The organism is Duganella rivi (genome assembly GCF_009857435.1).
GTDB lineage: Bacteria > Pseudomonadota > Gammaproteobacteria > Burkholderiales > Burkholderiaceae_D > Rugamonas > Rugamonas rivi.
In genome coordinates, this window is sequence record NZ_WWCK01000003.1 from 729,117 (window position 1) to 752,763 (window position 23,647).

Here is a 23,647-nt window from a genome sequence, read left to right on the forward strand (position 1 = left end):
GCCGCCACGCAAGGACGCATGGCGGCGGGTGCTGCTGAAGCGTTAAACCGTAGTGTTGACCAGGTTGCCGCTGGCGCCGTGACCGCCGACCTTGGTCGACAGCGCTTGCAGGAAGGCCGCCAGCTTGGTGGACGCGTCGCTGCTGGTACTGGTCGTGCTGCTGGTGCTATCGGTGGCACTGTCCGTGCTGTCGCTGCTTACGCCCAGTTTGTCGAGCAGGTTGGCGAAGGCGCTTTCCAGCTGATCGACGGCGTCGCTGCTTTCCGTGCTGGCGGTGGCATCGGTGGTGCCCGAACCGGAGCCCAGTTCAGCAATCAGGCTTTGCAGGTCGGATTCCAGCTTGCCCGGGCCGCCGGAGCCGCCACCTTGCTGATCGCCGTATGGCGGCTGCGCTTCGCTGCTGTCCGCGTTTTGCGCGTGCAACGCACCCATCAGGCTTTGCAGGAAGCTGCCCAGCGCCGCCGCCACGTCGGTGGCGTCAGTGGTGGTGCTGTCGGTCGAGCTGCTGGCCGATGCGGTCGAGCTGTCGGTACTGGTACTCGAACTCGTGTCGGTGATGCCGATCGACTTCAGCGCCTCGGCGATGGCGTCGGCGAAACCGCCGCCGTCCTCCGGCGGTGGCGGAGGCGGACGCACACCTTCGGTGCTGTTACTGCTGCTGGTGCTGTTGGTGCTGCTCAAACGGCTCAGGAAACTGAGCGCGCTGGCGGCGCTGGTGGAACTCAAGGCGCTGATAGACATACGGTTCTCCGCTTATTAGGTTTGAGGGGGACTACGGGACTACGCTGCAATAAACGTCAAGGGCGCTGCGGATGGCGCGGCTTGTCGTCCGCTTGCTTCTTGCGCTGCTCCGGCGTCAGCACGGACAGCAATTTCTGTTGCGTGCGCACGTGCTGGAGGGCGATATTGGCCTCGGCGATGGCGGCTTCCTTGGCCAGGGCAGCGGCCTTGGCATCGTCGTATTTGTCGGCGCTGGCCAGTGCGCGCAGTGCCTCGCGCGCCTTGGCGGCGGCCTTGAATTGTTCGCGCAGGTATGGCGCATCGGCGTGCAGGATCGCGAAGATCTTGTCTTCCTGCACTTCGCTCAGATCAAGGCCGCGGAAGAACGGCGGCCGGCCGGGGCCAAAGCCGGGGCCGCGATCCGGGCCGTCGCGTTCCGGGCCACGCGGGCCATGCTCTCCCTGCATCATCGGCGGGCGATCCGGGCCAAATTCCTCAGCTTGGGCGGCGCCGCCCATCGATAACAGCGGCAGCGCCAGCATGGCGGCCAGCAGGACATTGCGTACGCCTGGTTTTGATGTTTTCATGCAAATAATCCTTGTTCGGTAGTGAGACGCCATTCTCGGCGTCACCCGTGTTAAGTGACGTTAGGGCAAGGTAAATCAGCGTAAAGATGTTGATCTGACACGTAATTCCCATGTGGAAACGCGGTGTAAAACGGCGTAAAAGCCAGTCGCCATGCGGTTTCGGGCTGTTATGATGGGCGATCTGTATCCAAAGAAAATCGCTGCAATGAAGAGCAAAGTACTGCTGATAGACGACGACATCGAACTGGTGGGCATGTTCCAGGAATATCTGGAACAAGAAGGATTTGAAGTCAAAACCGTGCACGACGGCGAGGCCGGCACCGCCGAAGCTTTTACCGGCCTGTACTCCATCGCCATCCTGGACGTGATGATGCCGCGCATGAACGGTCTGGAGACCCTGCGCCGCATCCGCACCAACAGCCAGTTGCCGATCCTGATGCTGACCGGACGCGGCGACGACACCGACCGCATCGTCGGCCTGGAACTGGGCGCCGACGATTACGTGGCCAAGCCGTGCACGCCGCGCGAACTGACCGCCCGCATCCGCGCCATCCTGCGCCGCGCCCAGAGCGCGCCGGCCGACACCAGCCAGCAAACCGCCATCACGGTCGGCCAGCTCACCATGTGGCCGGAACAGCGCCGCGCCACCTGGGCCGGCGACAAGCTGGAACTGACCAGCACCGAATTCAATCTGCTGGAAGTGTTGGCGCGCAATGCCGGCCGCCCGGTCAGCAAGAACACCCTGTCCGAGCAAGGCCTGGGCCGCCCGCTGGCGCGCTTCGACCGCAATATCGACGTTCACCTGAGCTCGCTGCGCCACAAGCTCGGCACCATTGCCGATGGCCGCTCCTGCCTGCAAACCGTGTATCGGCTTGGCTACCAGCTGATCAAGGAGTAAGCCTTGGGCCGTTTGTTCTGGAAATTTTTCCTGTCCATCTTGTTGGCGCAGCTCACCGCGACTGTCGGTATCGGCGGCGCCATCTGGCTAAAGAACCGCAATCAGTTCAGCGGCCAGCCGCCCAACCTGGACACCAGCCCGCCAGCTGAAATGGCGATCAATTCCGCTGCCGCCACCTTGGAGTTCGGCGGCGTGAAAGCCTTGCAGCGCATGCTGGAGAACATGGAACGGCACCGCGTCTACGCGGTCAATGACGAGGGCCAGGAGCTGCTGGGGCGTACCGTCAACCCGCGCATCTTGCAGGAGTCGCGCACCCGGGTGAAAGAAGAAGGCAAGCGCCGCGTGGTGCGCCAGGTGCCGGGCGACGACGGCAAACGCTACCTGCTGTTCCTGCCATCGGGCGAACACCTGCGCGGCCTCGACGGCGAAGGCCGCCTGATGGCCAATCTCGGCAGCGGCGCCCAAATAGCGATGCGCGCCGCCTCGGCGCTGCAAGGCGGTCGCGACGGTCTTGGCGACCCAAACCGCGGCGCCGAGCGCGACATTCGCCGTCCACCTGGCCCGCCGCCTACCGGCGCAGCGCCCCTCCCTGCCCTCGACGGCGCGCAAGCAAACGCCGCCGGCCCTAACGCCTTCCCTCGTCCTGCGCCGCCATCTGACGGCCCCGGTAGTCCACAGGCCGGCGTCCAGCCGGGCCCCGGCGGCTTCGGCAATCCCGGCGGCCCGGGCCGCGGCATGGACGAGCGCCGCGACATGGGCGGTGAGCGCCCGTGGGGGCCGCGCTTCACGCCGCTGGGCCCGTGGGTGCCTCTCGCCGCCGCCACGCTGGCCAGCCTGCTGTTCTCGGTTCTGCTGGCCTGGTACTTCTCGCGCCCGATCCGCGCCCTGCGGCAAGCGTTTGACGCCGCCGCCAACGGCGACCTTGCCCCGCGCTTCACCAAAGACAGCGGCAAGGCCGGCAACGAACTGAACGATCTCGGCCGCGACTTCGACCGCATGAGCGCCCGCCTGCGCAGCCTGATCGACGGCCAAACCCGGTTGCTGCACGATGTTTCGCACGAACTGCGCTCGCCGCTGGCGCGCCTGCAAGCGGCCATCGGCCTCGCCCACCAGCAACCGGAAAAATGGAGCGCCTCGATGGAACGCATCGAGCGCGAAAGCGTCCGCATGGACAAGCTGGTCGGGGAACTATTGACGCTGGCGCGCCTGGAAGCCGGCGCCATCAGGGCCAGCCAGGAAGAAATCAGCATGGCCGACCTGCTGGAACAAATCGCCGACGACGCCCGCTACGAAGCGGCCAGCCAAAACCGCACGGTGCGGCAAGAAGGCGAAGCGGACGTGCAGGTGATCGGCCAGCCCGACCTGCTCGGCCGCGCCATTGAAAACGTGGTGCGCAACGCCATCAAGCACAGCCCGGAGGGCGGCGAAGTGCAGCTGCAAGTGCGCTCGCTGCCGGAGTCGCGTCAGTTGGTCATCCGTGTGCTGGATCGCGGGCCGGGCGTGTCGCCGGCCGATCTGGACACCATCTTCCAGCCCTTCTTCCGTTCCAGCAACGCCAGCACCGAAGGCCACGGCCTCGGCTTGGCGATTGCCCAGCACGTCATCGAAGCGCACGGCGGCAGCATCAAAGCCACCAACCGCGCCGGCGGCGGCTTGTGCGTGGAGATGATTTTGCCGGTCAAGAACTGACCGGCGGGGGTTTTACGCTTTCGGTAGGGTCACGCCGTGCTGGCCCTGGTATTTGCCGTTGCGATCCTTGTACGAGACGTCGCACAGCTCGTCGCTTTCGAAGAACAGCACTTGTGCGCAGCCTTCGCCGGCGTAGATCTTCGCTGGCAGCGGCGTGGTGTTGGAGAACTCCAGCGTCACGTAGCCTTCCCATTCCGGCTCGAACGGCGTCACGTTGACGATGATGCCGCAGCGCGCGTAGGTCGATTTACCCAGGCACACGGTCAGCACGCTGCGCGGAATACGGAAGTATTCCATGGTGCGGGCCAGCGCGAACGAGTTCGGCGGGATGATGCACACGTCGCTCTTCACGTCCACGAAGGAGTTGGAGTCGAAGTTTTTCGGGTCAACGATGGTGCTGTTGATGTTGGTGAATACCTTGAATTCGTCGGCGCAGCGGATGTCGTAGCCATACGACGAGGTGCCGTAGGAAATCACTTTGCGGCCGTCTTCCTGGCGGATTTGATCCGGGAAGAATGGTTCGATCATCCCGTGTTCTTCCGCCATACGGCGTATCCATTTATCGCTTTTAATCGTCATCGCAAGGCATTCCTAAAGTTTTACAATGCCCGGGATTTTACGCTAACGCCGCATTTTTAAGAACTTTTTTACCAGCTTGCACGGATAACAGTTCTTCCACCATTTCCTTGGTGGCGCGCGCCGCCGCCGCCGGGCTCTCCATCGGGAACAGGTGGCCGCCGGGCAGGATGCGGAAATGGCGGCCTACCAGCGCTTGCGTGTGCTGGTGGCCGGACTGGCTGGTCTCCCACGAATTGTCGCCGCCAATGAAGCCGATCGGCACCGGGTAGCCCTTGCTCAGCAGCTTGGGCAAGTGGTGCGGCAAGGTGGCGTAGACCGCCGTTTCGTTCTCGCGCGTGAAACGCAGCTGGACGCCGTCCGGGTGCGGTTTCAAGCCGCTGTCCATGTAATCGGCCAGCACGCCCGGCGCCCATGCGGCGAACAAGTCCTTGGCGGCGAAATGGTCGTGTGCGGCTTGCGGGTTCGGCCAGACGTTGCGGCGGCGGATGGAGAACTTGGCCGGCGGCACGCTGTAGGCCCGGCCCAGCAGCTTGATCATGCGCCAGGCGAACGCGCGCCAGCCGCCGACCACCGGCGCATCCAGCATCACCACGCAGCGCACCAGGTCGGGACGCTTGTGCGCCACCATCAAGCTCAGCATGCCGCCCAGCGAGTGGCCGACCAGGATCACCGGCTCGGTGTAGCGCGTGGTCAGTTCGTTGATGTATTCGTCCACCAGATGCGGCCAGCCATCGCTGACCGGGTATAGTGGGTTGTGGGCGTGCATGTCGAGCGACTGGATGTCGAAATCCTCGGACAGCAGCGCGAAAAACTGGCGGTACACGCCCGCCGGATAGCTGTTGGCGTGGGCGAAATGCAGCTTGGGCTTGCTCACAAGCGGTCTCCGTATGGTTGTTTTTTCCCCATTGTAATGTGAGTGCGGCTGTCGGGCTGGTGGAAACGTTCTAATTAGCGCGCTTGCCAATAGCGCGGACGGGTGCTTCGGTAGCTGGAAATTCGGATAGTTTCATCGAATTCTAGCGTGACGGCGCCGGCTTGGTCGGTCCGGTAGCGCTGGATCTGCATGGCGCCGTAGCGGTCGTAGACTTCCTGTTTCGGATGCCTGTAGCGGTTGCGGTGGCCAACCTGGAAGATGGCGGCTTGCGGTTGGACGGCCAGCAGGAAGTCTCGTGTCGAGCTGGTGCCGCTGCCGTGATGCGGCGCAAGTAGTACATCGGCCTTGAGTGCTGTCGCTGCGCCATGCACCAATAGTGCTTCCTGCTCCGCTTCGATATCGCCCGCCAGCAGCATGGATTTGCCGTTGGCCGTGATCTTCAGCGTGCAGCCGCGTGCATTCGGCTTGAGCGAGGCGATGGCGTAGCTGGCGGCTTGCGGGTGCAGGATCTCGAAGCGGACGCCGTCCCATGTCCAGCCTTGGCCAGCCGCGCATTGCACATGCTGGCGCGCAGCCTGCGCGATGGCGTGCTGCGGCGGCAATGAGGACAGCACCCAGCCGGTTCCGACGCCATCCAGCACCGACAGCGCGCCGCCAGAGTGATCGGCGTCGCTGTGCGAAACGATCATGCCGTCCAAGCGGCCAATGCCACGCGCCCGCAAGTACGGCAGGATGATGCGGTTGCCGGCATTGGTTTCGGGCGTGTAGCTTGGCCCGGTGTCGTACAGCAGGCGATGGCCGCTGGTTTCGATCAGCAGCGCCATGCCCTGTCCCACATCGAACGCGGTAACAGTCATGCGGCCCGGCGCGGGATGCGATGGCTCGGCGGCCAGCAAAGGAATCCACGTTGCGAGGCCTAGCCAGCGTACCGGCCATCCGCGCGGAGCGAGTAGCCAGATGGTGCCGAACATGGTCCAGCAGAATAGCCAGAACGGCGGCACCGGCGCGCTCCACACGGCGTAGCGCATGGCGCTGAACCATTGCAGGCATTGTGCCAGCGCGTCAACCAGCATGTGTGCGAGGCCCAGCAGCGGCACCGCGAGAAACTGCGGCATCATGCTGCCCACCAGCGCGAGCGGTGTGACCACAAGGCTGATCAAGGGAATGGCAACAGCATTCGCCAGCGGACTGACAATCGACACCTGGCCGAACAGCAGCATCGTCATCGGCACCAGGCCAAACGTCACCACGTACTGCGTATGCACGCCGACCTGCAACGCCAGCATCAGCCGCTCGCGGCGCGAAGCCTGCATCGGAACATGCGGCGCCCCCGGCGCTGCCGCCCTCCTCGTCACTTGCGTGGTCCGGCCTACGGTCGCGTACAAGATAATGGCGACCGCGCCGAACGACAGCCAGAAACCCGGCCACAGCACCGCCCACGGATCGATCAGCACCACCACACCGAGCGCAGTGCACAGCACATGCGAGATACTGGTCAGGCGATTGAGCCACAGTGCAGCGGCCACCACCATCAGCATGTACAAGGTGCGCTGCGCCGGCACGCCGAATCCGGCCAGCAGCACATACAACAGCGCCACCGATGCACCAACCAGCGCCGCGACCTTCTGTGCCGGCAGCAGCAACGGCAATTGCGCATGCGTGAAAAACGACCAGCGCCACAGCGTGAACGCGGCCCACGCGAACAAGCCCGCCACCATCGTGATGTGCAAGCCGGAGATGGAAATCAGATGGCCGATTCCTGTGCGGTTAAACACCTGCCAATCCGCTTGATCAATGCCGCGCTGATCGCCGACGACCAGTGCCACAATCACGCCGGCATATGGTTTGCCGGGAAGCGCAGCCAATATCCGTTCGCGCAGCACCGCCCTGCCGCGCTCAATCACATTGCCGGCGCTGAAAACAAAACCATCAATGCGGCGATTGTCCCGCGCCACGCGCACATAGCCCGTCGCGCGCACGCCCTGCTCCAGCAGCCACGCTTCGTAATCAAAACCGTAGGGATTGGCGTTACCGTGCGGCCGCTGCAAGTGCACCGTCAACTGCCAACGTTCGCCGGGCTGCACCTCCGGCACCTCGGTGCGCTGATCGCGATAGCCGGAATACCACGACAGCGCAATCCTCGGCGGCACCAGACCGTCGGCGCGCTCTACTGCAAAATTAAACCGCACACCCTGCGAAAACTTATACGGCAAACTATCGACCGTGCCGACGATACGCAAATCGCGGCCCTCATCCTCCAACGCGAGCTGCTGCGCCAGTGCCATGTGCGCAATCCAGGCCGCCCACAAAAATCCCAGCACACCGCCTACCAGCAGCACCACGCCTACACGCACCGCAGGCCGCACAATCCAGCGCCAAACCAACAGCAACGCCGCCAACAAACCGAGCGCCAGTGCAGCCATCAACAACGATGGCAATATCGCCTGCACCTGCAAGCAGGCCGCTCCTACTGCAAAGCCGATCAGCACCGTCCGCATAGCACCGCCTCCTTGGACGCATGGTACGCAGAGGGGGCGGCGGCGGACTGGGAAGTTGGCCGCCGCTTGATGTGGCTCAGTAGGCTAGCGCCACGTAGCGTCGGGGGTGACGCGGCAGAGCTGGTAGTTGTAGGTGCGGCGACCCAGGGCAGCTGGGTAGGCTTGGCAGCTGTTCACATCCACCGCGATGCCAAAACGCTGGAGGTGCTGGGCGGCAGTGTCGGCAATGGTGCGGTTGGGCGTAAGCAAGTCGATTTCGCGGTGCTGCGGCAGCAGCGCCAGCGTGCATCCTCCCGTTGGCAGCCGCTGCAAGTCGGCTTGCAGGCGCACATGGCGGCTCAGCCAATCGAGCTTGGCACAGCCCGATGCGTTCTTAGTCCAGCCCAGCCATTGCACCACGGCCAGCTTGTTGCGCAAGGTGTCGAGCTTTTCGTTTTTGACGCCGCCAAGCAGGACGTAATGCTGCCCCTTGCGCTCGGCCACCGCTTGGTGCATGCGCTCCCGCCATGCCGGCGATTCCGGGAAGCCGATATCGACGCCGATGAATTTCAATTGCTGCGGCAGCATGGTGGTCAGCCACGAGATCGGCGGCTCCGGCAGCGCGATGAAGACCACGCTTTGCTCCGGCTTCTCAAACGGCGGCACCTCCGCGCTGTAGGCGCGCGCGCCCCATGCGGCGTTACCCCACTGCGGCGTCGGCACGGCGCACAACAGCAGCACGCCCAGCGTCGCGCCAGCCAAACGATTCGCCATTGGTGCGGAAGCGATAATGCGATGCCACACCAGCCAAATCGCCAACGGCGCCAGCAATTCCAGCGCAATCAAATAGCGGTAGATGCTGAAGGTGCGCATCCACACCAAATACGCCAAGCAGAAGAACAACAAGAAAAAGGCTGTGCGTGGAGGGATCACCGATGCCGCCGTGCCGCGCACGCGGCGCAGCACGGCCAGCAAGCCCCACACGGCCAGCAGCACGTAAGCCACCGGCCACATGCCCAGCCGGTGCGCCACTTCTGTCACGCGGCGTGAATCGGCAGCAAAGATGAACGGCCATTGCAGGTATTCAAGCCAAGTCTTGGGCAGGAAGTAGGTGTCAATCACACCGCTCTCGATGGCCCACGGACTATGGAAGATGTTGTTAAATTGCGGGAACAGCGGATTGCCGAACAGCTGCCACATCTTGACGAACCACCAGCCGCCCGTCACTGCCACGCCGCCCAGCACACCAATGCCGAACATGAACGCCAGTCCCACGCGCTGACCAAGCGCCAGCGGCACGGCAAGCAACGCAAGGCACAGCGCCACCGCATACGGCGCATTGGTGAGCTTCAAGCCCACGCCGAGTCCCATCAGCAGGCCAGCAAACAGCGCCGGCGCCATCGCCTTGACGCCCCACTCCAGCAAGGCATCCCAGCGCATCAGCACCACCAGCAAGGAACCCAGCACCAGCAAGGCAGTCAGGTTATCGCCCATGGTGTTACCGAGTTCGCCACGGAAGCCGGGGCCGAGCACGCATACCAAGGCCAGCAGCAGGGGCACGCGCGTGCCGGCCGCAGAGCCGGCCAGTTGACGCGCTATCGCCAGCAGCAGGACAAAGTTCAAGCCGTGCAAAACGCCCATCAAAAAGCCTGCGCCACGCGGCGACAAAGCTTGGTTCAAGCCGTAGTACAGCAGGTCGATGGTGGGATTGAAATAGGTCTGGAAGCGTGCCGGCGCAAGGTCGAAGCCGATGCGGCCGTTCAGCAGCGCGTGGACGTTGTAGACGTGGTAGTTACGCAAATCCCAGTTATCGTCCTGCCCTATCGCCAACGAGACCAGGCCAAACAGCACGGGAATTAACAACGCCGCCACAAGGCCGGCGCGGGGATGGTTCAAAAATCGCATGGTGACGCCAAGTTACATCAATGGCGCCATTATAATTACTTTGTAGAATCGTTGCAAAATAGGCAAACGACCGGACACGCCAGGCGTGCCGGCCGTTCAGAAATGCGGCTTACATCTTCCAGCGCAAGCCGAACGACACCGAGCGTCCGATCTGCAGCGTGCCGAAATTGGTCACCTGCGCGTTACCCGCATTGCCGAAGTGGTAGTACTGCTGCTGCATTTCGTTGGTCAAGTTGACGCCGCTGATATCGACCGACATATTGTCGTTGATTTTGTAGGACACCTGCATGTCCACGCTCTTTTCCGGGTGACGCCAGATACCGATTGGATTGGCAAACAAGGCGGCTTCGTTGGCGGCCAGGAAGCCGGAGCGCCAGACATAGGACAAGCGCGCACTGACCGGGCCTTTTTCATAAGCCAAGGTGGCATTGTAAGAGCGGTCGGACACGCCGAAGAACGGCGTCTTGAGCTGGGCGACGATCTCGCCGGCGTCATTGGCGTCCGGCACGTTCTGCGACGAGGTCAGTTTCGTAAAGCTGCCCTGGAAGCCCAGGCCGTCCAGCACGCTCGGCAGCCCTTTCGGGAAGTAGATCAAGCCGAGCTCGGCGCCACTGATCTCGCCGTCGGAGGCATTGACCGGCGAGTTGATCACGTAGTCATAGCCGTTGGTATGATCGCCGCCCGAGGTCGAGTTGCGGAACGGGTCGTTGGCCGGGTCGACGTGTACCTTGCGACGCAAGCCCACCACCAGGCCGTCGATCTTGCGCTTGAACGCAGTGCCGTAAAGCGCGCTGTCCTTCTGGAAGTACCATTCAGCCGTCAGATCGAGGTTCTTGGAGCGCGTTGGTTTCAGGTCAGGATTGCCGCCGCTGCCCGAGCCATAGCCCACCTTGGACACATCGTCGCCAAGCTGCAAGACCGGATTCAGATCACCGAAGTTCGGGCGGCGCAGGGTTTCACCATAGTTCAGGCGCAGCACCACGTCCTTGGATGGATCGTAAATCAGGGTCGCGCTCGGCAGCACTTTGCTGGTCGACTTGCTGGCACTGGACGGCGTGACCGCCTTGGTGGAGGCATCCACCTTGTAGAAGGTCATGTCGGTATCGACCTTGACGTAGCGCGCACCGAAATTGCCGCGCAGACGATGGCCGAACAGCTCGGTTTGGGTATTCCCCATCAAGAACAGGTTGCTGGTCTTTTCTTCGACCTCGAAGGTTTTCTGCAGGCTCAGTTTGTCCGTGGTCAGGAAGTTGGGATCGACCGAGTTATACAGCTTGCGCCAGGCGTCGATATTGTCGCGGATGTAGTAGGCATTCGGCTCGATCCATGAGCGCGGAACGTCCGAGATGTCAGTGCCGAAATTCGCGTTGGTGATGGAATACTCCTTACCCAGCGAGGCAAGGTTGCGGTTCAAGGTGCCCGATTGCGTCCGGTTAGCTTCCGACGCCTTGCGGTCGTCGAAGCGCACGCCGAAGTGGATGGTCTGCAGCGGCCCCCAGTCGGCATCGTAGACGCCCGACAGATTGGCGGTCGCGGCGCTGCCCTTGTTGCGGTTGGCGTTATCGTAGAACTGCGCCACGTTCCACTTGGTCGGGTCGGTCAGGTCGGCATCGTTGTTGAAATGGAAGGCCGTGTTGCCGCCGCCGGCATTGAAATCGACGTTGATGGAAGGTGCAACGCGATCAATCCGGGTGGCGGTGAATTCCGAGTGATAGGTACTGGTCTGGTAGGACAGATCACCGTCCAGCTTCAGGCGGTCGCCGATATTCCACTTGCCGTTCAGGGCATACACGTAGGAATCGGTTGCCGAGGTGGTGTAGTCGCCGCTGTTGAAGCCATAGACGTTGTTGACCGTGCGGCTCTTGATCACGTTGGTGCCCGGGTAGGTCGTGATGGTCGACGCCGGGTTGCTGCCGAGATCGCCCCACCAGTCAACAAAGCTGAACAGCAACTGGTTGAAGGCCTTGTCGCGGTAACCGTTGTACATCGACTCAAAGGTGTAGACCGTATCGCTGTTCGGCTTCCACTGCAAGGCGATATTGGCGGCTGGACGCTCGCGCTTGCCCTGCAGGTCGCTCTGGAACACCGCATCGCGCGCCAGGTAGTAAGGATAGGCTTTGCCGTTGAAATTCAGCGTCGAACCAGCGGTCATCGGCAAGCCGGTGTGGGTGCCCGGCGTCCAGATCGTGTTGTCGAAGATGCGCTGCAAGGGCGTGTAACCTGGCGGCACTTCGGCGGCGTTCGGGCTGGTAAATGGCACCATCGCGCCCGGCGTCACGCTTTCGTTGCGGTACTTGGTCTGGCTAGCCGACAGATTGACCAGCGCGCCGACTTCGCCGATGCCGGTTTCCCAGCGGTTGCTGAACATGGCGCTCAGTTGCGGGTTGGTCTTTTCCGCAGGTTCGAGATAAGTGCCACGCGCCGACAGCGACACTTTCGGCCCCTTGAAATCAAACGGGCGCAGCGACTTGACGTCAACCTGGCCGGCAATGCCGGTGTCCAGCTGGCTGGCGTCGCGCGTCTTGTAGACGTCAATCTGGCGCACCAGCGTCGATGGAATGTCCTGCAGCGCGACCTGGGTGCCGGATGCGGTAAAGATATTGCGGCCGTTCCAGGTGGTTTGAACGTCGGGCAGACCACGGATGGATATGGTGCCGACTTCGCCGCCGGCACGGTTGGTGACCTGGATACCCGTCACGCGCTGCAACGCTTCGACAACATTATTATCGGGAAGCTTGCCGATGTCTTCGGCAACCACCGATTCCACGACCTGATCGTTGGTGCGCTTGATCGCCAGGCTCTTGATCAGCGAGGCCTTGACGCCGGTGACGACCACGGTGGTATCAGCCGGCTCTGCGGCAACTTCCGTCTTGTCGGCAGCCGCTTGCGCCCACACCGAGGCGCTGCTGAGCAGGCCGACGCTCAGCAATGCTGTGACAGACAATTTCAGATTGAGTGGGCGTGCGAAAGTCGCCGCGCTGCGGATGGATTGGTCGTGCATGTTGTCTCCCTTGTAGTTTTTTCGATGCAGTTTTAACACCGCTCGAAAATCATCTTATGGAGATCGCAACAACCAATCCAATCAATTTATTTCGCTGTTTGATATTGTTTTACATATCACCGCTTACTTAACGCTGACGTCGGTCGCCTTCACTGCCACGTGTTCAGTGATGTTTTTCGCGGCGATAGTCTCGGTCAAAAACGAGGTCGATTTGACCAGCAGGTCACGCGCCACCTCTTCCAGCGGCGAGCCGCTGATGCTGGCGTGGCTGCCGCCCAGCGCGGTGCCGCCGCCCCAGCCCAGCGCCGAGATGCCGAAGCCGTTCTTCTCGTTATTTGCCTGGAAGGTCTTGGACGCGATGATCTTGGCGCGCTTGACGTCGACCACGCGGATATCCATGTTCATGTGCACCTTGGATTTTTTGAAGTCGACCGAGCCGGCCAGCAGACCCAGCGGGCCTTTCAGGAAACTCATGCCGCCGAGGCCGGTCGAGCTTTGCTCGAAGCCCAGCGAGGTGATCGAGCCGGTGATCATGTAGTCAGCCGCTTCGGCTTCCACCTTCTTGCCGACCAGCGCCAGTTCCTTGTTGATTTCGTCCAGCGCAGCGCGCTCTTGCACGTCGAAGCAGCCGGTCTGGGTCAGCGCCGTGGCCAGCATTTCAGTCATGCCGGTGCCAACGCCAGTGTAGGTCGGCTGCGACACTTTGCCGCTGTGTTCCCACCAGCGGTACTGGCGCGGATCCTGCTGGCCGGCGCCCGACGAGCAATCGGCCGATTTGCATTTGAATTCGGTGAACACCACCTTGGCGGCCGGTGCAGCGCACTTTGGCACGTCAATCGAGCGCTCGGAGACTTCGCTTGGTTCGGCAAAGCTGAAGGCAGGAACAAGCAAAAGGGCTGCGATGCTGCTGCTGAGGACGTGGGGTTTCATTCGGCGCTCCGTTGGTGAGGTATCAAGATTTAAGATTATGCACTGTTAGGCAATTGTTAAATCTATCCGAATCTCACAATACGGAATTTATTTCCAATAGGAAATTACATCAAAACCGGCATACGGGGCAATACAGCCTTTGCGTTGGCGCTGGTGGCAGCAGCCACCTGCTCTACCGCCATGCCGCGCAATTCAGCCAGTACGGCGCCGATGCGCGGCACTTGATCCGGGCTATTGCGGCCCGGATGCACCCACGACGGCGAAATATCGGGCGCATCGGTCTCCAGCACGATGGCTTCTAGCGGCAGCTCGGCCGCCAGGCGGCGGATTTGCAAGGCGCGCGTAAACGTCATCGCTCCGCCGAAACCGAGTTTAAAACCGAGATCGATATAGCCCTTGGCTTGCTGCTCGCTGCCATTGAAGGCGTGGGCGATGCCGCCGTTCGGACGAATCTGGCGCACGTGCTTGAGCACCACGTCCTGCGAGCGGCGCACGTGGGTCAGCACCGGCAGATCGAAATCGCGGGCGATCTTGAGCTGCTCGCGGAAGAAGTAAATCTGCTTCTCGCGCATGGCCGGCTCGGTCAGCATGGGGATGAAAAAATCGAGGCCGATTTCGCCCAGCGCCACGAAGCGCGGGTCGTCCATGGCGGCGGCCACCTGCTCGCGCAGCACGCGTAAGTGGTCTTCCTCGGCGTGCGGTACGTAGATCGGATGGATGCCCAGCGCGTAGCAGGCATTATCCACGCTGGCCGCCAGTTGCGCGACGATGGAAAAGTTGGCCACCTCCACCGCCGGCAGCACGATCATGCCGACACCCTGCTGCCTGGCCAGCGCGGCCTGCGCCACGGACTCGTTGCCGAATTCGTGCGCATCCAGGTGGCAATGGGTGTCGATCCACATGGCTTACGCCTCGTCCGGCTGCAACCCTTGATCGGTCATGCGCAGCACGCGGTCGCAGCGGCGCGCCAGTTCGATATCGTGGGTGACGATGACGAAGGCCGTGCCCAGGGTACGCGACAGCTCCAGCATCAGGTCGAAGATCTGCTGCGCGGTGGCGTGATCAAGGTTGCCGGTCGGCTCGTCGGCCAGCACACAGGCCGGCTGCGTGACCAGCGCGCGCGCCAGCGCCACACGTTGGCGCTCGCCGCCCGACAGCTCGCCCGGCACGTGCGTGATGCGCTTGCCGAGGTTGACGCGCTTGAGGATCTGCTGCGCCACCGAGGTCGCCTCGCTGCGCTTGACGCGGCGGATCATCAGCGGCATGGCGACGTTATCGAGCGCGCTGAATTCCGGCAGCAAGTGGTGGAACTGGTAGACAAAGCCCAACGCTGCGTTGCGCAAATCGCCGCGCGCCGTTTCGCTCAAGCTGGCGAAGTCCTTGCCCTGCAAGGTCACGCTGCCGCTACTTGGCGTGTCGAGCCCGCCCAGCAAGTGCAGCAGGGTCGACTTGCCGGAGCCGGAAGCGCCGACAATCGCCACGCGCTCGCCGCGATGCACATCGATATCGATCCCGGCCAATACCTTGACCGAGTACGCGCCTTGGGTGAAGGTCTTGCCGAGGTTGCGGCAGGACAGAACGACTGGTTCCTTATTCATAGCGCAGCGCCTCCGCAGGTTTCACGCGGGCGGCCCACCAGCTTGGATACAAGGTCGCAACGAAGGCCAGTACCACGGCCACGCCGCCGATCTTGAACACGTCCGGCCAGCGCAAGTCCGACGGCACGGTGCTGATGTAGTAGATATCTTTCGACAAGAACTGCACTCCCAATAAATGTTCAATAAACGGCACGATGACGTCGATGTTGAGCGCCACCAGCACGCCCAGGCTGACGCCGATCAGGGTGCCAAGAATGCCCACCAGCGCGCCCTGAATCATGAAGATCTTCATTATGGAGCGCGGCGAAGCGCCCAGCGTGCGCAGGATGGCGATGTCGGCCTGCTTGTCGGTCACGGTCATCACCAGCGTCGACACCAGGTTGAACGCGGCCACCGCGATAATCAGCGTCAGGATGATGAACATCATGCGCTTCTCGGTCTGTACGGCGGCGAACCAATTGGCGTTGAGCTTAGACCAGTCGCGCACGAACAGGTCGCCCGTCATGGAATTCTTGAGGTCTTGCGCCACTTGCGGCGCGCGGTGCATGTCTTGCAAACGCAGTCGCAGGCCGGCCGGCGCTTCAATGCGCAGCAGCTTTTCCGCGTCGGTCAGGTGGACGAAGGCCAGCGCCGAGTCGAACTCGTTATGGCCCGCTTCAAAGATGCCGACCACCGTGAACGAGCGCAAACGCGGCAGCACGCCTGCCGGCGTGGTCTGGCCTTGGGCCAGCGCCAGCGTCACCTTCTCGCCGAGGTTGACGCGCAGCGCGCGCGCCAGCTCAATCCCAAGCACGATGTTGTAAGCGCCAGGCTGCAGCGCGCTGAAGCTGCCACGCTTGGTCTGCTTGGCCACGTCCGAGACTTTCGGTTCTTCTTCCGGCAGCACGCCGCGCACGATGGACGGGCGCAGCACGTCGTCGCGCATCAGCATGCCCTGCGTTTCGGCGAACGGCGCGGTGCCGATCACTTCCGGGTTTTTGCGCGCTTGCGCGGCTTCCTGCTGCCAGTCCGGCATGGCGCCGCGGGCGTCGAAAATCTCGACGTGGGCCAGTACCGACAGCATGCGGTCGGTCACTTCTTTCTGGAAGCCGTTCATCACCGACAGCACGACAATCAGCGCCGCCACGCCGAGGCCGATGCCGGCCATCGAGATCAGCGAGATAAACGAGATAAAACTATTGCGCCCGCTACGCTTGCCGGCGCGCGTGTAGCGCAGGCCGACCAGCCATTCGAACGGTAGATTTTGGATAATGCTCATGGGCTCCCGGAGGGTTCAAACTCAACAAGCCCGCAGTGTGCCATAAAAAAGCCGCGCCGGGCAGCTTAGCTACCGGGCGCGGCGTTCATGTTTAACGATTAAGTTAGGAACAGAACTTAAGAACAAATTAAACGGCGAATTTCTCGCTCTCGTCGGATTGACGGCGGCGGCCCATGAAACCGACCAGGCCCAGGCCCACAACCATCATGGCCCAGGTATCGGCTTCCGGCACGGCCGACACGCTCAGCAGCATCTGCGATTCGTGGCCACCGCTCACGCCGGTGAACTTGGTGTAAGCGTAGCTATTGGTGCTGACCACGGTCTCGCTATTGGTCAGCATGCCTTGGGCCATGCTCAGGTCGAGATCGACCAGGTCGCCATCGTACTCAACCTGCGCGTAGCTGGCGCCGTTGACGTACTGCAGGCCGTGAGTGTTGGTCAGCGAGCCGTCGTCCGCCACCAAGTCCCACAACGCGATCTGGAACGACACGCGCTTCTGGATTTTTTGCAGATCGGTGCCGGTCGACAGGCTGGCGTAGTTCTGCTCGAACAACGAGTGGATGCGGGCGGCGCGGTCAATGCCGACATCCGCTGGGAACAGATCCGCCAGCACGACGCCGCTGTGCTGGGTGTACACGGTGTCCGGGCCTTGCGTCACGGTAGGCTGGATGCAGAATGCCAGGATGTCGGCGCCCAGCGTGGTGTTACCCAGCGTGTACACCGGCACGGTCTGCTCGCCGAACATATCGCCTGGGTTCAGCATGTGGCCGCCATCCCAGATAATGCCGACTGCAGTCGAGTTGTAGGTAATCGTATCAGCGGCGTGGCTGGCGCCGGAGAAGATCAGGGTGGCGGCAACGGCGGCGGCTTTCAGTGCGGATTTGATTTTCATGATGTATTTTCTCTTTAGTCTAAATGTGATGAATTACGCGTGTACCGTGGATTGCCCCACCAGTTCTGCGAGGGTCGCCGTGGTGATACCGGCCGCTGCTGCATCGCCTGCCGCGACGTTGAAATACACGTCGGTCATATCAGCCGTCTTGCCGTTGCTCAGCGTGACGCTGCTGCGCTCCAGGTGCAGGTTGTTGTTGGCGTCGATGAACGGCAGCTCGGTGTAAGCCACGTTCAAGCTGGCCACGCCGGCCTGTGCCAGGCTGATCAGTTCGCCCGCATCGGTCTTACCGTTGCTGTTGGCGTCCTGCCAGATCTTCAGGGTCGAGAACAGCGCGTCGCAAGCGTTGACCACGCCGTCGCCATTGCTGTCGTAGCTGGCCAGCTTGGCGAAGCCCGAACCTTTGGACACGCCGCCAAACAATTCGCTGATGTCGTCGATCTGGCCGTTGCCATTGTTGTCGACCGCGAGGAAGCCATCGGCCTTGGACAGCCAGCCGGTCTGGATCGCCTTGCCGGTGCCCAGCAGGTCGAAGCTGCCGGTCATGTCTTCGCGGGCGATGGTGTGGATGCCGTCGCCGTTCAAGTCGATCGCAATCGGCGTGATGGTGGCGTCCCAGCTCATATCGTTCTTGCCCGACGTGATGGTGATGGTGTCGGTCTTGGTGATATTAGTCAGCGCCTTGCCGTCGCCAGCCACATCCGAGTCGATCTGGTCGTTGGTGCCGGTGTTCTTCACGCCCCACTTCCAGTTGCTCATGTTGTAGGTGCCGAAGCCCGAGGCGAAGTTCACCACCACGTCGGTCTTGTCGAACTGCAGGTAGTAGGTGCCCGGCGTCAGGTCGGCAAATTTGTAGTTGCCGTAGGCGTCGGTCTTGATGGTCGAGCCCAGCTGCTTGCCGGTCACGGCGTCGAACAGCGACACACGGATGCCCGGAATGCCCTCTTCGCCCGAGTCCTGAATGCCGTTGTGGTTACCGTCGCGCCACACCTTGTCGCCGATGGCGCCCTTGCGGTACAGGCCGGCATCCTCGGTGTTGATGTTCTGGCCGTAGCCGAGCGAGATCGCGCCGGTCTTGCCGCTGCTGCCCGAGATGGTGGTGATGTCCGAGTCGGTCGCATCGGTGCCCATGCCGCCCTTGGTGAAGTAATAGCCGCTCGGGGTAATCACTTCCACCTTGTAGCTGCCGGCCGCCAGGTCGTCGAACAGATACTGGCCGCCATCGTGGGTGGTGGTGGTGCCTTTCAGCGCGCCGGTGTTGGCGTCGTACAGCTTGACGGTGACGCCATCAACGCCCTTCTCGCCGCTATCCTGCACGCCGTTGTAGTTCATGTCTTCCCACACCTTGTCGCCGATGCTGCCCAGCTTGACGAGGCCGGCATCGCGGGTCTTGTCGACTTGGCCCGAGGTGAGCGAGAACCACGAAGTCGTGCCGTTGACATCGGCATCGCTGTCCTTGGCGTCGTCGCTGCCCACGTCCTGCTTGGTGAACTGGTAGCCGTCCGGCGCGTTGAACTTGACCTGGTACTTGCCCGGCATCAGGCCGGTGAACGAGTACAGGCCGTTGGCGTCGGTGGTGTCGCTAGCAATGGCCACGCCCTTTTCGTTGTACAGGGTGACTTTGACGCCGCACACGCCGCCTTCGCCGCTTTGCTGCACGCCGTCGCCGTTCAGGTCGCACCAGACTTTGTCGCCGATTTCAGCTTTTTGAACCAGGCCGGCATCCATATTGGTGACGTTGTCGCCGGCAGCAACCGTGACCTGGCCCAGGTTGCCGCTGCTGTCGGCATCGCTGTCCTTGGCGTCGTCGCTGCCCACGTTCTTGGTGGTGGTGTAGTAGCCGCTAGGCGCCTTGACGTTGACGGCGTAGGTGCCGGCCTCCACCGAGAACTTGTAGTTGCCGTTGTTGTCGGTGGTGGTGGTCTTGATGACTTTACCGGTGCTGTCTTTCAGTTCGACGGTGACGCCGGACTTGCCGGATTCATCGCTGTCCTGCAAGCCGTTGCCGTTCTTGTCGATCCATACGCGGTCGCCGATGGTGGCGGCCGCCAGCACGCCGGCATCCACGGTCTTGTCGACCTGGCCCGAGGTCAGCGTGAAGGTATGCGACACGCCGGCGGCGCTGACGTCGGAATCAGCCGCGTCGTTGCTGCCTTGGTTGGCGCTGGTAAAGACCATGCCTTCCGGCAGCGTCGACTTGTCGAACACCACGGTGTAGCTGCCCGGCTTCAGGTTGTTGAACATGTAGTTGCCGTTGGCGTCGGTGGTCGCAATGGCGCCCACTTGCTGGCCGTTGGCGTCCAGCAGCTTGACTTTAACGCCGCCCACACCGGCTTCGCCACTGTCCTGGATGCCGTTTTTGTTGGTGTCCAGCCAGACGCGGTCGCCGACCGATGCCAGCTTGTACAGGCCGGCATCGACGCTGGTGTTGTTATCGCCGGAGGCCAGCACCACGCTGTTGCTCTGGCCGGTGGCGCCAAAGTCGCTGTCCTTGGCATCATCGCCACCCAGGTCTTTGCCGGTGAAGCTGTAGCCGGCAGGTGCGGTCACGGAGACGGTGTAGGTGCCAGGATCGGCGGTGAAGCTGTACTTGCCGTCGGCACCGGTGGTGGTGGTTTGCACCACGGCGCCGGCGGCGTTTTTCAGCTGCACGGTCACGCCCGAGATGCCGGCTTCGCCGTTATCCTGCACGCCGTTGCCGTTGGTGTCTTCCCACACGCGGTCGCCCAGCTTGGCTTGCACGACCACCAGGCCGGCGTCCAAATCGTTGTTGACAGCGCCCGACTGCAAGGTCACTTGCGAGGTCTTGCCGGTGTTGATGTCGGCGTCCGAATCCTTGGCGTCGTTGCTGCCCTGGTCGGCGTTGGTGAATACGTAGCCGGCCGGCAGCGAAGCCTTGTCGAACTGCACGCTGTAAGTGCCCGGCTTCAGGTTGGTGAAGCTGTAGTTGCCGCTGGCGTCAGTGGTGGCGGTAGCGCCGGTTGGATTGCCGCTGGCATCCAGCAGCAGTACCTTGACGCCGGCTACGCCCGCTTCGCCGCTGTCTTGCACGCCGTTGCGGTTGCTGTCGATCCAGACTTTATCGCCCAGTGCTGCGCCCTTGTAGAAGCCGGCGTCGACGTTGTTATTGGTTTGGCCGGCAGCCAGCGTCACCAGATCGCTCTGGCCGGCGCCGTTGATGTCGCTGTCCACGCCGTCCGCGCCGGTGTGCTGGCCAGTGGCGGTCATGCCGGCTGGTGCGGTAACCGAGATCGAGTACTTGCCCGGATCAACGGTGAAGCTGTATTTGCCGTCGGCGCCGGTGGTGGTGGTCTTGACGACGTTGCCGTTCTCGTCCTTCAGATCAACCTTGACGCCGACGATACCGGCTTCGCCGCTATCCTGCACGCCGTTGCCGTTCTTGTCTTCCCACACGCGGTCGCCCAGCGTGGCTTGCTGAACCACCAGGCCGGCGCGCAGCGTGATGTCGTCGCCGGAAGCCAGCGTGACTTGCGCGGTCTTGCCGGTGCCGGTGTCGGCGTCGGAACCGACGCCGCCCGGGCCGCCTTGCGCGGCGGTGGTGAAGTCGTAGCCGGCCGGCAGCGAGGTCTTATCGAACTGCACGCTGTAATTGCCCGGGGCCAGGTTGGTGAACTGGTAGTGGCCTGCGGCGTCGGTGTAAGCGACTGCGCCCGGTACAGGGTTGCCGCTGCCGTCGAGCAGGATCACCTTGACGCCCGCAGCGCCGCTTTCGCCGTTGTTCAGGCGGCCGTCGCGGTCAGCATCGAACCAGACGATCTGGCTCAGCGAGGCTGGACGATACACGCCTGCGTCGATGTTGGGATTGTTCTCGCCTGCGGCCAGCGTGACGGTGGCTTCGCCTGCGCCGTTGACATCGCTATCGAGCGCGCCGTTGCCGCCCTTGCCTGCGGCGGTGAAGCTATAGCCGGCCGGTGGTGCGACCGACACGGTGTAGGTGCCAGGATCGACGGTGAAGCTGTACTGGCCGCCGTCGTGGGTGACCACGGTGCCGACCACGTTGCCGTTGCTGTCCTTGAGCGACACGGTGGCGCCATCGACGCCCTGCTCGCCGCTATCCTGCACGCCGTTGCCGTTGCTGTCTTCCCACACGCGGTCGCCCACGGTGGCTTGCTTGATGACGATGCCGGCGTCCAGATCGTTGTTGCTGGAGCCCGAAGTCAGCGTCACTTGGCCGGTTTTGCCGTTGACGGCGTTGGCGTCCGAATCGGTAGCGCTGGTGCCTTGGCCGGTGCTGGTGAAGCTGTAGTCGGCCGGCAGCGTAGCCTTGTCGAACTGCACGCTGTAGGTGCCCGGTTTCAGGCCGTCGAACACGTAGTTGCCGTTGGCGTCGGTGGTGGCGGTAGCGCCGGTTGGAGTGCCCGAGGCATCCAGCAGGATCACTTTCACGCCGGCCACGCCGCCTTCGCCGCCGTCTTGCACGCCGTTGCGGTTGCTGTCGAACCAGACTTTGTCGCCCAGCGAGGCCAGCTTGTAGAAGCCGGCGTCAACGTTGTTATTGGTCTGGCCCGGGGTCAATACGATGGCGCCGGTGTTGCCGCTGCTGTCGATGTCGCTATCGGTGGCGCCGTTGCCGCCCTGGCCCGCGCCGGTGGCGACGTAGCCTGCCGGTGCGCTCACCGACACCGAGTAGGTACCCGGATCAACGGTGAAGCTGTACTGGCCGCCGTCATGGGTGACCACGGTGCTGACCACGTTGCCGTTGCTGTCCTTGAGCGAGACGGTGGCGCCATCGATGCCCTGCTCGCCGTTATCTTGCACGCCGTTGCCATTGGTGTCTTCCCACACGCGGTCGCCCACGGTGGCTTGCTGGATGACGATGCCGGCGTCCAGGTGCTGGCTGGTCTCGCCCGAGTTGAGCGTGACTTGCGCGGTCTTGCCGGTGTTGACGTCGGCGTCCGAGTCCTTGGTGGCGTCGCCGCCCTGGCCGGCGTTGGTGAAGTAGTAGTTGGCTGGCAGCGTGGTCTTATCGAACTGCACGCTGTAGGTGCCCGGTTTCAGGTTGCTGAACTGGTAGTGGCCGTTGGCGTCAGTGGTGGCGGTGGCGCCTGCCACTGGGTTGCCGGAGGCGTCCAGCAGCGTGACCTTGACGCCCGCCACGCCTGCTTCCGTGCCGTCTTGCACGCCGTTGCGGTTGGTGTCGTACCAGACGGTGTCGCCCAGCGAGACTGGACGATACAGGCCTGCATCGACATCGTTATTGGTCTGGCCCGGGGTCAGCACGATGGCGCCGCTGTTACCGCTGGCGTCGATATCGCTGTCGGTGGCGCCATTGCCGCCTTGGCCCGCCTGCGAAGCGGCGTAGCCGGCCGGCGGCTGCACGTTGACGGTGTAGGTGCCGGCATTGACGTCGAAGTGGTACTTGCCGCTGGCATCGGTGGTGGTGGTTTGCACCACGTGGCCGTCCGCGTCTTTCAGTTGCACGGTCACGCCAGCGATGCCGGCTTCGCCGCCGTCCTGCACGCCGTTGCCGTTGGTGTCTTCCCAGACGAAATCGCCGAGGTGCGCTTGCGGCACTTTGAAGGTCAGGTAGTTGGGCGTGACGCTGGTGTCGGCGGCATTGCAGCCGACCAGGCCGCCCGCATCACGTACCTTGAAGCCGATGTCAAAGCTGCCCGAAGTGGTCTGGCTAGGCTCGAAAGCCAGCTTGCCGGCGGCGATGTCGGCAGCGGAAATTTCCGCGCCCATGGCCACGGCCACACCGTTCAGGGTCAGCTTGCCGGCCAGCGGCAACGAGGTGATGATGATCGATTGGAAGGCATCGTGCTCTACCGCGTCGACGAAACCGAAATCGTTTTGCGCCAGCACGACCGGGGCGCCATTGTTCAGATTGAAGACCTTGTCGGCGCCAGTCGGTGCATCGTTGACAGGGTCCACCACCACTTGCAGGCTCAGCGAAATGGTATTGGAGTTGCCGTTGCCAGATTCCAGCACCAACTCAAACGTGCCGAACTGGCCGTTGTAGTTGGGCGCCCATGCGCCTGGCTTGGCGAATATGGTATCAGCGTCGATCTTGCCGAACATCGGCGTGCTGGTGGTAACGGTGCCGTCCGGCAGCGTTACGCGCATGGCAGAAATTTTCAGCGTGCTGGTGTCGGCGGGATGGCCAGCGGCAATAAGGATGTCGCGGATGTCGAAAGTACCGTAGGTATCTTCACAAATGTGAATACTGGTAGAAATACTGATAGCGCTCATACATGGGCCTTCAAAAGTCGTTTTTT

15 protein-coding genes are annotated in these 23,647 nt (G+C 62.6%); 2 read left to right on the plus strand and 13 right to left on the minus strand.

What is annotated here, in order from left to right:
• Nucleotides 1-42 precede the first annotated feature (42 nt).
• Both GTP45_RS11940 and GTP45_RS11945 read right to left on the minus strand, forming a co-directional pair.
• Complete coding sequence (locus tag GTP45_RS11940; protein ID WP_161014066.1) at nucleotides 43-741, minus strand: hypothetical protein; 699 nt, start codon at nucleotides 739-741, stop codon at nucleotides 43-45.
• Nucleotides 742-797: 56 nt separating this feature from the next.
• Complete coding sequence (locus tag GTP45_RS11945; protein WP_161014067.1) at nucleotides 798-1,307, minus strand: Spy/CpxP family protein refolding chaperone; 510 nt, start codon at nucleotides 1,305-1,307, stop codon at nucleotides 798-800.
• Between the two features lie 205 nt (nucleotides 1,308-1,512).
• On the opposite strand from GTP45_RS11945, the gene GTP45_RS11950 reads away from it, so the two are divergent.
• Nucleotides 1,513-2,205, plus strand: coding sequence for a response regulator transcription factor (locus tag GTP45_RS11950; protein WP_161014068.1), 693 nt, complete (start codon nucleotides 1,513-1,515; stop codon nucleotides 2,203-2,205).
• Between the two features lie 3 nt (nucleotides 2,206-2,208).
• Nucleotides 2,209-3,894, plus strand: coding sequence for a sensor histidine kinase (locus GTP45_RS11955; protein WP_161014069.1), 1,686 nt, complete (start codon nucleotides 2,209-2,211; stop codon nucleotides 3,892-3,894).
• A gap of 12 nt (nucleotides 3,895-3,906) precedes the next feature.
• Here the strand turns inward: GTP45_RS11955 and dcd are convergent, their stop codons facing one another.
• From dcd to GTP45_RS12010, 11 genes are all read right to left on the minus strand, one after another.
• Entirely contained in the window at nucleotides 3,907-4,473 is a 567-nt protein-coding gene (gene dcd, locus GTP45_RS11960; protein ID WP_161014070.1) for a dCTP deaminase, read from the minus strand.
• A 37-nt stretch (nucleotides 4,474-4,510) separates the two neighbouring features.
• Nucleotides 4,511-5,347 carry an alpha/beta fold hydrolase gene (locus tag GTP45_RS11965; protein ID WP_161014071.1) on the minus strand — a complete coding sequence of 279 codons (837 nt, stop codon included), beginning with the start codon at nucleotides 5,345-5,347 and terminating at the stop codon, nucleotides 4,511-4,513.
• Between the two features lie 74 nt (nucleotides 5,348-5,421).
• Complete coding sequence (locus GTP45_RS11970) at nucleotides 5,422-7,845, minus strand: DNA internalization-related competence protein ComEC/Rec2 (RefSeq protein WP_161014072.1); 2,424 nt, start codon at nucleotides 7,843-7,845, stop codon at nucleotides 5,422-5,424.
• A gap of 84 nt (nucleotides 7,846-7,929) precedes the next feature.
• Nucleotides 7,930-9,729 (minus strand): glycosyltransferase 87 family protein, encoded by a 1,800-nt coding sequence (locus GTP45_RS11975; protein ID WP_161014073.1) that lies wholly within the window; start codon nucleotides 9,727-9,729, stop codon nucleotides 7,930-7,932.
• 109 nt (nucleotides 9,730-9,838) lie between these two features.
• Nucleotides 9,839-12,730: a TonB-dependent receptor gene (locus GTP45_RS11980; protein ID WP_161014074.1), complete on the minus strand. Its 2,892-nt coding sequence runs from the start codon at nucleotides 12,728-12,730 to the stop codon at nucleotides 9,839-9,841.
• Nucleotides 12,731-12,853: 123 nt separating this feature from the next.
• A complete protein-coding gene (locus GTP45_RS11985) occupies nucleotides 12,854-13,660 on the minus strand; it encodes a CsgG/HfaB family protein (protein WP_161014075.1) in 807 nt (268 codons plus the stop codon).
• Between the two features lie 104 nt (nucleotides 13,661-13,764).
• Nucleotides 13,765-14,562, minus strand: coding sequence for a TatD family hydrolase (locus GTP45_RS11990; protein ID WP_161014076.1), 798 nt, complete (start codon nucleotides 14,560-14,562; stop codon nucleotides 13,765-13,767).
• A 3-nt stretch (nucleotides 14,563-14,565) separates the two neighbouring features.
• On the minus strand, nucleotides 14,566-15,258 hold the full coding sequence (gene lolD, locus GTP45_RS11995; RefSeq protein WP_161014077.1) for a lipoprotein-releasing ABC transporter ATP-binding protein LolD: 693 nt from the start codon (nucleotides 15,256-15,258) through the stop codon (nucleotides 14,566-14,568).
• The gene (locus GTP45_RS12000) at nucleotides 15,251-16,516 is read right to left on the minus strand and encodes a lipoprotein-releasing ABC transporter permease subunit (RefSeq protein WP_161014078.1); all 1,266 of its coding nucleotides are present in this window, start codon (nucleotides 16,514-16,516) and stop codon (nucleotides 15,251-15,253) included. Before GTP45_RS12000 ends, lolD begins: the two co-directional genes overlap by 8 nt.
• Nucleotides 16,517-16,643: 127 nt before the next feature.
• Nucleotides 16,644-17,408 carry a PEP-CTERM sorting domain-containing protein gene (locus GTP45_RS12005; protein ID WP_217363345.1) on the minus strand — a complete coding sequence of 255 codons (765 nt, stop codon included), beginning with the start codon at nucleotides 17,406-17,408 and terminating at the stop codon, nucleotides 16,644-16,646.
• A gap of 33 nt (nucleotides 17,409-17,441) precedes the next feature.
• Nucleotides 17,442-23,621: an SdrD B-like domain-containing protein gene (locus GTP45_RS12010; protein WP_161014079.1), complete on the minus strand. Its 6,180-nt coding sequence runs from the start codon at nucleotides 23,619-23,621 to the stop codon at nucleotides 17,442-17,444.
• Nucleotides 23,622-23,647: the final 26 nt, after the last annotated feature.